This window comes from Mesorhizobium sp. M4A.F.Ca.ET.022.05.2.1, assembly GCF_003998845.1.
In the GTDB taxonomy this organism is placed as follows: Bacteria; Pseudomonadota; Alphaproteobacteria; order Rhizobiales; family Rhizobiaceae; genus Mesorhizobium.
This window is the reverse complement of sequence record NZ_RZOJ01000164.1, coordinates 1-11,852: the sequence shown is the minus strand read 5'-3', so window position 1 is coordinate 11,852 and position 11,852 is coordinate 1. Positions and strand designations below refer to the sequence as shown.

Annotated in this window: 10 protein-coding genes and 2 pseudogenes; all 12 read right to left on the bottom strand. The window is 65.3% G+C overall.

Going from position 1 to position 11,852, the window contains the following annotated elements; genetic code table 11:
* A pseudogene (locus EN745_RS18590) lies at positions 1-1,355 on the bottom strand (MFS transporter); the annotation flags it as partial.
* 187 nt (positions 1,356-1,542) lie between these two features.
* Positions 1,543-3,417, bottom strand: a complete 1,875-nt coding sequence (gene asnB, locus EN745_RS18585; protein WP_126058466.1) for an asparagine synthase (glutamine-hydrolyzing) — start codon at positions 3,415-3,417, stop codon at positions 1,543-1,545.
* A gap of 149 nt (positions 3,418-3,566) precedes the next feature.
* Positions 3,567-3,833: a flagellar biosynthesis protein FliQ gene (gene fliQ / locus EN745_RS18580; RefSeq protein ID WP_126058467.1), complete on the bottom strand. Its 267-nt coding sequence runs from the start codon at positions 3,831-3,833 to the stop codon at positions 3,567-3,569.
* A 23-nt stretch (positions 3,834-3,856) separates the two neighbouring features.
* Positions 3,857-4,264, bottom strand: a complete 408-nt coding sequence (flgD, locus tag EN745_RS18575; protein WP_127407306.1) for a flagellar hook assembly protein FlgD — start codon at positions 4,262-4,264, stop codon at positions 3,857-3,859.
* A complete protein-coding gene (gene flbT / locus EN745_RS18570) occupies positions 4,264-4,707 on the bottom strand; it encodes a flagellar biosynthesis repressor FlbT (protein ID WP_126058469.1) in 444 nt (147 codons plus the stop codon). The genes flgD and flbT overlap by 1 nt, the downstream gene beginning before the upstream one ends.
* A complete protein-coding gene (gene flaF / locus EN745_RS18565; protein ID WP_126058470.1) occupies positions 4,704-5,051 on the bottom strand; it encodes a flagellar biosynthesis regulator FlaF in 348 nt (115 codons plus the stop codon). The genes flbT and flaF overlap by 4 nt, the downstream gene beginning before the upstream one ends.
* Positions 5,052-5,082: 31 nt before the next feature.
* Complete coding sequence (locus tag EN745_RS18560; protein ID WP_127421958.1) at positions 5,083-6,132, bottom strand: flagellar hook-associated family protein; 1,050 nt, start codon at positions 6,130-6,132, stop codon at positions 5,083-5,085.
* A gap of 3 nt (positions 6,133-6,135) precedes the next feature.
* Positions 6,136-7,569: a flagellar hook-associated protein FlgK gene (gene flgK / locus EN745_RS18555; RefSeq protein ID WP_127421957.1), complete on the bottom strand. Its 1,434-nt coding sequence runs from the start codon at positions 7,567-7,569 to the stop codon at positions 6,136-6,138.
* Positions 7,570-7,599: 30 nt separating this feature from the next.
* Complete coding sequence (locus EN745_RS18550) at positions 7,600-8,853, bottom strand: flagellar hook protein FlgE (protein WP_126058473.1); 1,254 nt, start codon at positions 8,851-8,853, stop codon at positions 7,600-7,602.
* Positions 8,854-8,950: 97 nt separating this feature from the next.
* The gene (locus EN745_RS18545) at positions 8,951-9,619 is read right to left on the bottom strand and encodes a response regulator transcription factor (protein ID WP_127421956.1); all 669 of its coding nucleotides are present in this window, start codon (positions 9,617-9,619) and stop codon (positions 8,951-8,953) included.
* Positions 9,620-9,852: 233 nt separating this feature from the next.
* Positions 9,853-10,443 (bottom strand): annotated as a pseudogene (locus EN745_RS18540) (lytic transglycosylase domain-containing protein).
* Entirely contained in the window at positions 10,373-11,767 is a 1,395-nt protein-coding gene (locus EN745_RS18535; protein ID WP_126058475.1) for a flagellar hook-length control protein FliK, read from the bottom strand. The pseudogene EN745_RS18540 and the gene EN745_RS18535 overlap by 71 nt, the downstream one beginning before the upstream one ends.
* Between the last annotated feature and the right edge of the window lie 85 nt (positions 11,768-11,852).

The window sequence follows — 11,852 nt, the reverse complement described above, 5'->3', positions numbered from 1 at the left end:
GAGGAATTCCGGCTCGTCCTCCGCGCGGATGACGTATTCGATCATAATGGCGATCGGGCCGCTGCGCGGCTTCAAGTCGAGCGCCAGCATCGGCTCCTTGAACCTGTTGAGTGGATCGAGGTTGAGGACGGTCTGCTTCGGCAAAGGCAGGAAGAAGCCAATCGCGCCACCCGCCAGCATGGCGATGGCGGCCGCCATCAACGCAGCCTCGGCGCCATGGGCGTCGGCGACGACGCCCCAGATCCAGCTGCCCAGGGCAATGCCGCCGAAGGTCGCCGTCTGGTAAATCGACAGCACACGGCCCACCACCCAGCGCGGCGTCGACATCTGCACCGTGACGTTGAAATGCGAGAGCGCGATCACCCAGCAGGCACCGCCGACAAGCAGGCCGGCCGACGTCTGCCAGGCATTGTGGCTGACGGCAGCGTTGAGGCGCAGAGCGCAAAGCCGGCAAAGGCGGCGCGCACCATCGTTTCGCTGGAGAGCAACTGCCTCAGCCGCACGCTGATCAGCGCGCCGCCGACCGCGCCGATGCCGAAAGCGCCGAGCATGATGCCATAGGTCAAGGCATCGCCCTTGACGACGTCGCGCGCCACCAGCGGCAGGAGCGCCAGCACGGCGCCGGCGCTGAAGCCGAAGGCCGAGCCTCTCGCCAGCACCTTGCCGATATTGGGCGACATCGCGACGTAGCGCAGCCCCGCGCCCATCGCCGCGCCGAGTGCCTCGCGCGGCAACGTCGGCGCGGGTACTTCCGGCTTCCAGCGGAACAGCACGACGATCAGTCCGATATAGCTGACGGCATTGGCGGCAAAGGCGGCGGCTGCACCCGCGGCGGCAACGATGACGCCGCCGATCGCCGGGCCAACGCTGCGTGTGATGTTGAAGCCCATCGAGTTGAGCGCGATCGCCGCCGGCACCTTGGCGCGGGGCACCATGTCGCCCACCGAGGCCTGCCATGACGGGCTGTTGAGCGCCGTACCGCTGTCGATCAGGAAGGTAAAGGCAAGCAGCGTCCAAGGTGTCATCCAGCCGAACCAGGTGAACACGGTGAGCAGCGCCGAGACGACCAGCATGAACGACTGCGCCACCAGCATCACCTTGCGCCGGTTGAAGCTGTCGGCGATGGCACCGGCAATGAGCGCGAACAGCATGATCGGCAAGGTGGTCGAGGCCTGGACCAGCGCCACCTGGTAGGAGGAGGTGGCGATCGTGGTCATCATCCATGCGGCGCCGACGCCCTGGATGAGGCCGCCGAAGTTCGAAACAAGGCTGGCCGACCAGACGGCGCGGAAGATGCCGTGCCGGAACGGCGCCAGCGCCGAGACGCGTTCGCTGTCCGGCTCGTCGTCGATCATCCGTGCTGTCCCGCTTCACATGTCGTTGGCCCAGCCGACGCGGATGTCCATCTCCGGAGATGGAGCATGGCGACGCGGGGCGGACCCTTGCCTGAAAAAGATTATGCTCCAACAACAGGATAGCGAGGCAAAAATACGTCCTGGCGCGGCTAAGCCAATGGTCTGGCCGCCTTGGACCAACCGCTGCTCAATGCGCGCGCGCATCCGCGGCGGCCGCATGCAGCGCCTGGGTCAGGCTGTCCGCCGTCTCGCCGCCGGCATTGAGGCGCAGGAACAGTTCCATGCCGACGAGGCGCAGCCTCGAGGCCTCGTCGCGCTTTGCCAGGTCGACAAGGTCTTCGACGGCGGCGGCCGGCCATTTCAAGGCATCGCGCAGATAGCCGCCGCGCAGCAGGCCCTGGCTACCCTGGGTGAAGCCCGACGAGATCTCGAAACCTTTCTTCGGCGCGTAGACATTCTCGCGCGGCAGGTGCTTTTCGGCGACCTTCTTCAAAAGCCACTTGCCGGTCCTGCCGCGCAATTTCTGACGCCTCGGCAAATGGATCGCGAAATCGATCAGCCGGTTTTCGAGGAAGGGAACCCTGAGTTCCACCGAGGCAGCCATGCTCAGCCTGTCGTGTCGGTTGAGCAAGTCCTGCAGATGCGAATAGAGATCGTAGAGGCAAGCTCCGAGGAAGGCGCGATCGCCGAGCGGCGTCACTGGCTCAAGCCGGTCGAATATCCTGGTCTGGAGGAAGTTGAGTTCCGGCGACAGCGCCCTGAGCACGAGATTGCGCTCCGAGGCGGAGCTATTGCCGGTCGATGTCTTGAAGGGCGCATGGCGCATGCGCCCGAATTTGCGATCGAGCCAGCGCCGCGAGCGGAACAGCCGTCCCGGCCATGACCATGCGCGCCAGGGCCGCATGCTTTCGGCCTGCCATTTGTAGCCGCCGAAAAGCTCGTCGGCGCCTTCGCCGGTAAGCAGCACCTTGACGCCGTCGGTCCGGCATTGCTCGGCAAGCGCCAGAAGCCCGACATGGCTTGCGTGCCAGCCGTCGCTCTCAAGATGCCAGACCGCTTTCGGCCAGAGCTCGAGGAACCGGTTCCTGTCGACCGGCACCCGGCGCAGGGGGACGCCGGCGCGACGGCCGGTCCGTTCGGCGTTTTCCGCCTCGCTGCGGCCAAGCCGGGGATCGACGACATAGCCGTGAATCTCCGGCCTGAAGCGCTTCGACAGCGCCGTAATCAGACCGGAATCGACGCCGCTGCTACAGGCCGTGGCGATGCTGGCGTCGGCGATGCAGTGGATATCGACGCTGTCCTCGATCAGCGCTTCGAGCCGCGCCATATGCTCGTCGTCGGAGGTCCGGTCGCCGATGATGCGCGCCGCCTCCAGCACGTCGAGGACGTGCCAGAAGCAGCGCTTCTCGATGCCCGCTTCGGTGATCTTCCAGAGGCCGGCCGGTGGCAGCCGTTCGATGCCGTCGAACAGGCTGTGGCTCGAATCGCGGTGCTGCCAGGCGAGCCGCAAGGTGATCTCGCGCGCATCGATGCGGCGGGCAAAACCGTCGCTGGCGAGGATCGCCTTGTCCTCGGAAGCGAACAGGATCCGCTCGGCCGTCTCGGCCACCGCCATCGGCTTGATGCCGAGGCGGTCGCGGGCGAGCCACAGGGCGTTGTCGCGCGCGTCGAAGTAGGCAAAGGAAAACATGCCGTCGAACAACGGCACGGCCTTTTCAGGACCCCAATGATGCAGGGCCTGCAGAACCACTTCGGTGTCGGAGACGCTGCGGAAAACGCAGCCTTCCGTCTCGATCGTCTGGCGCAGCGAGCGGTAGTTGTAGACCTCGCCATTGTAGGCGAGCACGCCCTCGCCGCATGCGGTCAGCATCGGCTCGCGGGCGGCGGGCGAGGGATCGATGATGGCAAGCCGGCGGTGCCCCAGGGCGAGCCGGCTGCTGCTCCAGCTGTCGTGGTCGTCCGGTCCGCGATGCGCCAGCGCCTGCATCATGCGGGCGATGTCCGACAGGTCGCCGGCGCCGATCGGGTCGCGCTTTCGCCAGACGCCGGCTATTCCGCACATGGCCTGCCGGCCGGTTTAGTCTGCCCCATGATTTTCGAAGACCGCCTGAGACCAGTGGCGCCCACGCCGCGCAATTCACAATCTAGCCGCAACAGGGCTGCCCGCAAGCCGTCCGGTGAGCGCAAGGAGTAGGCACTCCGCCTCCCGCCTCAGAAGCCGTGCTCGATACGCTCGAAGATGACGTTGGTGAAGGCCGATATCTGGCCGCCGATGAACGGGCCGGTCAGTGCCACCACCAGCATGATGGCGACGATCTTCGGCACGAAGGTCAGGGTGATTTCCTGGATCTGGGTCAGCGCCTGGATCAGCGCGATGCCGATGCCGACCGCCATTGCCACCAGCACCACCGGCGCGGAAGCGGTCAGCACTGTCCACACCGCGTACTGGACGATATCGAGCGCGTCGGCCTCGTTCATGCGTTGTAACCCAAGCCGGTCGCCTAGCTGGCCGGCTTGATCGTGACGCCGGGGCCGACAGCGACTTCCGTGCCGTTCTGCAGCACCGCGATGAGACCGCTGCTGGCCAGGCGCACGGAGGCCACCGTGCCCGACGTCTTGCCATCAGCGGAAGTGATCGAACGGCCGATCAGCGCATCGGCCTGCGACAGGGCCGAGGACTGCATGATCTGGTCGAGTTTGCTGTTGGTCTGCACCGATTGCTCGACCTGCGAGAAGGTGGCGAGCTGGGCGACATACTGCGTCGAGTCCATCGGCTTGGTCGGATCCTGGTTCTTCATCTCGGCGATGAGGAGCTTCAGGAACGACTGGTAGTCGACGGCGGTCTTGGAGGTCGACGTGGTGGTCGAATTGGCACCGGTCGGTATGGTGGTCGTCATGTCCACGTTCATCAGTATCGAGCTCCCACAGCCATTGGGCGCGGCGCGCCCGGAACATCGTCGTTGCCGCCAAGCGCGCGGCGTTCGAGCGGATAGAGCGCGCGGATCGCCTTCAACGCCTCATAGATATGGTCCTCGCCGACCATGCGGTCGATCTGCTTCAGCGCACTGCAGATTTCGGCGTCCTCGAAGCTCGCCAGCAGCATGGGCAGCGAGCGTCGGAACATGTCACGCGCCTCCGACGCGCCCGACGGGTTCATCAGCATGACCTGCAGGATGAAGTAGAGCTGCCTGAGCGGAGTCGACGCCTGGTCGGCCTGGATGACGTGGCTTTCGAGCAGGAACTGCACGTCGTTCATCAGCTCGATCGTGACCTTGCGGTCGACGCGGATGACGGCGCCGTTGATGTAGATCTTCTCGTTCGGCTTCAGCGATATCTTCAGCGTGTTGGTCATTGGATGCCGTCCCGGATGATCTGGGACACCTCGATCAGGCCCTCGAAATTGTTGGTGCGGCCCTGGCGGATGTCCTCGGCCTCGCGCAGCAGCCACAGGCCGATCGAGATCAGGTTGGCGCGCAGCTCCTTGGGCAGGGCGTTGTCGCTGGAGCCGAGATCCTCGACGAAGGTGGTCCAGATGCGGTTGGTGAAGTGCAGCGCCTCGATCGCTTCCATGGAATCCTGGCCGACCGCGGCCGCGGCCGACAGCATGTCGATCGAGCGGGTGAGCAATTCCCGCTCGCGGTCCTTGGCGTCGGTGACGGAGTCGGTCTGGATGTCGGCGTAGGAGAATTGATACATCGTCGGGGCTCTGCCGTTCCGGTGGAAGTTTTCAGGTCAGGTAATTCAGCAGGCTGAGCTGCTGCAGGCGCGCGGTCAACGCGAATGAGGTCTCGATATGCTGCGTCAGGTCGGCGACGCGGGTCGCGGCCTCGGCGGGATCGACTCCCTCGAGATCGATGATGTGCTTCTCGAACAGGTCGACCTGGGTCTTCATGCGGTCGCTGGCGTCGGAGACACGTTTCTGGGTTAGGCCGACCTCCGAGCGCACCTGGACGATGCCGCCGATGGCCTCGCCGACCAATGTCTGGGCGCGGCTGACGACGGTGTTCTTGGCGGCATCGCTGATGTTGCCGGAGAACAGGTTGGCGACCATCGCCGCCGCCATGGCGAGCTTGCGGATGCCGTCCTCATTGGCGCTGACCGAGGTCTGCGTGGTTTCGTTCAGCGCGATGCGGCTGGTGATCTGCTCGTCGGTGGCGTTCGACCAGGTGCCTTGCCAGCCCGAGCCGAGGAATTGCGGCTCGACGCTGCTGGTGATGAAGTCGTCCATCTGGGCGGCAGTGATGTTGGCCGCGGCCGGGTCGCTCTGGGTGAACCCGAAATAGGCGACGAAGGAGGCGTCGAAAGCGGCCTTGGCGGGCGAGCCGGCGGCGGTGAAATCGTCGACCGGCTTGACGTCGGTGTTGGTGCCGGCGAACAGATACTCGCCATTCACGCTGGTGTTGAGGATGCCGGTCATCTGCTGCAGCGCCGACGCGCCGGCCTGCTGGGTGATGCTGGTCGAGGAATCGCCGGACACGGCGCTGGTCAAGGCCGAAAGAAAGTTCTGCGCGACGTCGGAGAGCTGGCCGAGCGCATCCTGCGTCGATGTCAGCCGGGCGGCGACCAGCGCGTTGGAATCGATGATGCCGTTCAGCCGGTCGAGATCGCGCTGGAAGGTCACGGCCTGGGTCGTGCGCCCGCCGAGCGCCAGGCCGACATCGGCGACCTTGCCGGTCGTTGACTCCTTCGTCGCCTTGACCAGATCGGACTGCATGCGCATCTGCTGGTAGCGCATGGCGTTGGATATTGCGGCTGAGGAGACGGCTGTCGCTTTCATCGATTATCCCACGGCATTCATCAGGGCGTCCAGCATGTCGTCGACGGTCTTCATCATGCGGGCGGAGGCCTGGTAGGTGTGTTCGAGGTCGAGCAGCAGCGACATTTCCTGATCGACATTGACGCCAGTGTCGTTGGACAGCGCCTCGGCCGTGCGCGTCGCCAGCGCCTCCTTGGCGTCGGCGGTGGTCGAGGCCTGCTGGCGCACGCCTTCGAACCAGCCGATCGAGTTGGCGGCGTAGTCGGCGACGCTGGATGTCGCCGTGATACCGGCGGCGGCATCGAAAGCCATCGGCTGGTCGAGCCGGTCGCCATAGGCGATCAGGAGGTTGGCGTAGGACGAGCCGGAAGTGTTGAGGACATAGGCAGCGCCATTGGCGCCGCCGTCGCGCAGCAGCGCCGGGGTCATGGCGGCGTTGACGCTGATCGAGCCGGCAAGGCCGTCGACTAGCGTGCCGGCGGCGGGAATGCCGGGCGCGCCGGACCAAGTGAACAGGCCGGCGGCATCGGGCTGCGACGAGGAGGTCTCGGCAAAGGCGGTGATGAGCCCGCGGGCGGTCTCGTCGAGCTGGCTCTGCATGGTGGCGGCGACGCCGTCGCGCAAGGTGATCAGGCCGGCGAGCTGGCCGACGGCGCTGGTATTGCCGCCGCTGCCGGCCGAGAGCGGCACGTTGTCGATGGAGATGGTGTTGCCGGGAGTGCCGGCGGTGTAGCCGGACGAGGGCGTGAAGGTCACCGAGCGCGGCACCGTCTCGAACAGCGTCGTGCCGTCCGTGGTGGTGATGACCATGTCGTTGTCGCCGCGCGTGAAGGTGGAGACGGGAACATATTCGGCGATCTTCTTCAGGATCGCGTCGCGCTGGTCGAGTGCGTCGGACACGTCGGTGCCCGAACGGGTTCCGGAAATGACGGCCTTGTTGGCGTCCTGGAACTGGCTGAGCAGCTTGTTGAGGTCATCGACCGCGGTGGCGATCTGACCGTCGGTCTGGGTGCGGAAATCCTGGATCGCCTGGGTGCCGTCATTCAGCGAGCGCACGACGTCCCTGGCCGCGTCGATGACGCTGGCGCCCAGATTCTGGTTGGACGGCGTCGTCGCGTAGAGTTGCAGCGCCTGCTGCAGATTGGCGATCGCGGTCGAGGGCGAGGACGCGTTGTCGACGCCGTTGACGGCCAGCTCCAGCTGGTCCATGCCGCTGTAAAGCGCGCTCTGGCCGCTCCATGCGGAGAGCGCGCTCAAATTCTGCCGGAACAGGAGGTCGTTGGCCGCCCGCTGGATCTCCACCGAGCGGGCGCCCGGCGCCGTGCTGGTGACGACAGCCGTGCGGCGGGCATAGTCGCTATTGGAAGCATCGGCGACATTGCGCGAGACGATGCTGGTCTGCTTCGAGGTGGTCAGGAGCGCCGACTGTGCGATGCTCAAGGCGGAGGTCAGCGACATGCGGGTCTCTCACGGGCCGGGGCCCGACAGTTATCTCTTCAGGTTGACAAGGACATCCATCAGGTCGGAACCGGTCTGGAAGACTTTCGAATTGGCGGTGTAGCTGCGCTGCGCCGCGATCATGTTGGTCAGTTCCTCGGCGATATCGACGTTGGAATTTTCCAGCGCGCCGGAGACGATCGAGCCGAGCTTGCCTTCATTGGCGAAGCCGATGCGCACCGCGCCGGAATCGGTGCTCTGCGCGTAGACGTTGCCAGGCAGGGCGGTGAGCCGGTCCGGGCTCGTCACGTCGGCCAGCGGGATCTTGTAGAGCGGCTTGGTGGAGCCGTCCTCATACTGTGCGTAGATGATGCCATCCTGGCCGATCTGGATTTTCTCGATCGTGCTCGGCGCGTTGCCGTTGACCTCGGCCTCGGAAACCGTGAAGCCGGTGCCGAGCTGGGTCAGCTTCGACATGTCGAGGTCGAGGGTGGAGCCGTTCGGCACGGTGAAGGAGATGCCGGTGGTGGCGCCGGTGAGCTTGCCGGTGGTGGTGTCGAAAGTCAGGTTGGCCGAGGCCAGCGCGCCGCCGGTATAGGGGAAGGACGTGCCGGCCGTGGCCTTGGACTGGTCGAAGACCGAGACCTCCCAGGCGCCTGAGCCGGTGTTGGTGAAATAGACGTCGAGCAGCACCTTGTTGCCGAGATTGTCGTAGGCGACCAGCGACGACTTCGAGGTGTATTCAGCGGTCGCGCTGTTGCTGGACGGCAAGGCGCCCGCAGGCGGGGTGGCACCCGCCGGCAGATTGCCGCTGAAGACGCCTTCGGTGCTCGGCGTCGCGGTCATTTCCTGGTCGGAGATCTGCACGGGCTCCAGGCCCTCGAAACCGTTGGCCGTCGCCGCAGGATCGCCATTGGCGTAGCTGTAGGCCATCAGCTGATAGCCGGCGGCATTGACCAGCCTGCCCTGGGCGTCGGCGACAAAGGCGCCGGCGCGGGTCAGATAGGGCGTGCCGCTCGGATCCTGCACGACAAAGAAGCCATCGCCGTTTACGGCAAGGTCGGATACCGAGGTGGTGTATTGCAGCACGCCTTGCGAGCTGATGGCGGAGCGGATCGTCGTCGTGACGCCGCCCGAATTGTAGGCGCCGCCGGTGCCCGGCATGATCAGCGTCGAGAATTCGGCGGAGGAGCGCTTGTAGCCCGTAGTGTCGGAGTTGGCGATGTTGTCGGCGACCGTGGACAGGCGATTGGCCTGCGCGTTCATGCCGGAGACGCCGGTCCGCATCATTCCGTAGAGGCTCATCGAAACGTCTCCTCAATACCCACGACGGTGGGGCCCATGACAGTGGCCGCGAGCCTATGCCGCGTGTCTTGCGCGAGGCTGGCGCGGGTTTCGGCAATCAGAACACCAGCCGGTAGCCGAGGAAGCGCTTGGAATCGATCGGATCATGGCCGAGCTTTTCGCGCAGCTTCTTGCGCAGCTTGCTGATGTGGCTTTCCACCACGTTCTCCTCGACCTCTTCGTCGAAGATGCCGTAGATGGCGTTGAATACCTGGGTCTTGGTGACCCGTCGGCCGCGGTTGCTGGCGAGATATTCGAGGATGCGTCGCTCGCGGCGCGGCAGAGGCAGCGGCTCGCCGTCGATCTCCGGATCACGGCCGTCCATGAAGATGCGCATCGAGCCGACCTCGGTATAGGTCACGTCCTCATGCGCGCGGCGGCGGATGGCGGTGATGCGGGCCAGGATCTCGCGGATGTGAACCGGCTTGCGGATGACGTCGTCGACGCCGCTCTCGAACAGCCGCAGCGTGTTTTCCAGCGAGTGCTGTTCGCTGAGCGCGATCACCGGTGCGCCGGTGCGGTCGCGGATCTGTCGCGGCGAGATCGCACCCTCGCGGCAGTCGCCGATGAGGAAGGTCCTGACCGAGCGCAGATCGGTGTCGGCGGCCGAGCTCACCCACTCCCCGAACTCGCTCGGCGCGAAGCCCGCGCTGGCCACCCCCTCGCGATCGAAAAGTGAGCTGTAGCCTTCAGTTACGAGCTCACGCTCGTCAACGATCACGATCATCGGCCCGCCCTCCGAATCATCTCATTTGCCCCGTGGAAGGAGGCGTAACCGGTGGCGGGAATCCTGAACAACCGTCATTTCTTGTAGCTATTTTCTTGGGAGTTTTTTGGGGACCCGAAAATAAGCGCGGTCGCATGGGTCTATCGACTGTGTGTCGACGCTTGCCGTTTCGAGCGAAGCGGCAGGCGCCGCGAGGTCAGAAAGATCCTGTGCGCCCGTGAGTGACCATGCATCTATGGATTGCAGAAGGCGCGGGCGTTGGGCGTCCATTTGCCGAAGCCGGTGGCGACCATGTTGGCGATGACGCGACAGACATAGATCTTCTGCGCGGGGTCGTTGTCGGGGCCGGCGTGATAGCGGGCCACCGCCATCGACCAGGTCACGTGGCGGGCATGCAGGCTGGCCAGGAAGCGCGCCGCGTAGTCGACATTCTGGCGTGGGTCGAGCATGTCGTCGACGCTGCGGAAATGCGACGCGTGATAGTGATGGTTGATCTACATGCAGCCGAGATCGATCAGCGTCTTGCCCTCGCGGCGGGCGTTCTCGAACGTCGCCATGGCTTCGGCACGGCTCCGCGGAAAAACAGCTTTTCCTTCTATATTCATAGCGTTAGGCTGGAGGCTGCCCTTGTTTCCGGTTTCCGTCAGGCCAACCGCATAGAGGATGCCGGCCGGCACGCCGTAGCGGTCGGCGGCGCGCAGGATCTCGGGTTCGCAAGGATTGGCGGCGGCGCTCGCAGCGCTGATGGCGGCGCTAGATAAACATGCCGTCGCCAGTGCGCTCGCGAGCAGGCGAAGCAGCGCGGCCGCTGTCCGGTGTGTCATTGCTGTTGTTCCTTCCCGGCTGCTGACCGCCGGAGCCGGCATTGTTGCCGCTCGAGTTGCCGGGCTGAAAGGCGGATTGCTCGCGGCCTGGCGACATCGGCAGCGAGCTGTTGGCGTCGACGCGCGCGGCGGCTGGCGTTGCTATCGAAGGTTGCATCACCGTGACCGTGTCGACGTCGAAGCCAAGGTCGCGCAAGGACCTGGTGATCGCCTCGCTGTCGGCGGTGAGACGGCGGTGCGCCTCGTGCGTTTCCGGCTTCAGCTCAATCGAAAGTTGGTCCCCGGAAAGCCGCAGGCTGGCGGTGACCATGCCGAGTTCGGCAGGGTGAAGCTCAATCTTCAATATATGTGTCGGAATGGCAACAGAAGCGGCCGGTTGCGAGCCTGTCGAGGTGGTCGAAAACGCCTGCGGCAGACCCTTGTCCGAGGCCAGCGCGTCGATCAGCGCCGATGCCGTCTGACTTAGCGGGTTCTGCGCCGGAGCCGGGAAGCTCTGCTCGGCGACGACGTCGATGCGTGCGGCCGACGATGACTGCTTTGCCTGTTCCGAAGGCGTGGCCGAACGGATCGCGTCAAGGGCTTTCGACGACGGCGCAGATCGCTTTGCCGGCGATGCCGGCACGTCCGCGGGCGTCTGGTCCTCCGGTGGCGATGCGGCTCCATCGTCCCGGCGCGGCAGGTCCTTGAAGACGGCTCTGATGGCTTCCGGCTGCCGGAGCTTCCCGGGGAAGTCTTCGGCGCTCGCGGCGCGCTCGGATCGCGAGAATGCACCGGGATCAGGGATCTGGAGACCGGGCGTTGCGTCCGATTTCTTCAAGGTGGAGAGCAACTGAGCCGGCGGCTGGCCGTCCGGCGCCGGCTCACTCGCCTGGCCATCGCCGGCGTCTTCCTGTCCGCCCGCCTTGGCCGACGCCTGGAAGCGGCCGATATCGTTGAGCGCCATCAGCAATGGCAGGCTGTCCTGAAGTGGGCTCGCATTTGCGCTCCGCGCGGCCGTGTCGGTCTCCTTCGAGGCCTTGTCCGTATCAGTATCGGCATCGCTGTCGACGGCCTTGCCGGCTGGCGGCTTTGGCGCGGCGGTCGTCGCCGTAGCGTTGCCGTCAGGCTGCGCCTTGCCGGCGTTGGCAAACGCCCGCCGGTTCCATCGCGCATCGTGGGGTCCAGTCTCGGCCGGTTGCTGGTTTTCCTGGGCGGACTGCTTTTCGGCGTCGCGCAGCAGGTCGCCGAAGCTCGTGGCCTCGTTCTTCGCCGCCGGCGCCGCCGACTTGGACGTCACGTTTGTGGAGACAAGTCCCGTGAGGGCATGGCCGAGGCTGGAGGTCATTTGGGAGCTGCTCCAAGCAGTTGGTCGATCTTGTTGAGTTGGCGGCGCGTCTGCAACATCGCGGCGTCGGTGGCGTCCTGCGGAT

Excerpts from the sequence above, each read along its gene's own strand:
- EN745_RS18550 (WP_126058473.1), bottom strand. The coding sequence starts at position 8,853 with ATGAGCCTCTACGGAATGATGCGGACCGGCGTCTCCGGCATGAACGCG.
- EN745_RS18560 (WP_127421958.1), bottom strand. The coding sequence starts at position 6,132 with ATGAAAGCGACAGCCGTCTCCTCAGCCGCAATATCCAACGCCATGCGC.
- fliQ (WP_126058467.1), bottom strand. The coding sequence starts at position 3,833 with ATGAACGAGGCCGACGCGCTCGATATCGTCCAGTACGCGGTGTGGACA.
- flgD (WP_127407306.1), bottom strand. The coding sequence starts at position 4,264 with ATGAACGTGGACATGACGACCACCATACCGACCGGTGCCAATTCGACC.
- asnB (WP_126058466.1), bottom strand. The coding sequence starts at position 3,417 with ATGTGCGGAATAGCCGGCGTCTGGCGAAAGCGCGACCCGATCGGCGCC.
- flgK (WP_127421957.1), bottom strand. The coding sequence starts at position 7,569 with ATGTCGCTGACCTCCGCCTTGAGCATCGCACAGTCGGCGCTCCTGACC.
- flaF (WP_126058470.1), bottom strand. The coding sequence starts at position 5,051 with ATGTATCAATTCTCCTACGCCGACATCCAGACCGACTCCGTCACCGAC.
- flbT (WP_126058469.1), bottom strand. The coding sequence starts at position 4,707 with ATGACCAACACGCTGAAGATATCGCTGAAGCCGAACGAGAAGATCTAC.
- EN745_RS18545 (WP_127421956.1), bottom strand. The coding sequence starts at position 9,619 with ATGATCGTGATCGTTGACGAGCGTGAGCTCGTAACTGAAGGCTACAGC.
- EN745_RS18535 (WP_126058475.1), bottom strand. The coding sequence starts at position 11,767 with ATGACCTCCAGCCTCGGCCATGCCCTCACGGGACTTGTCTCCACAAAC.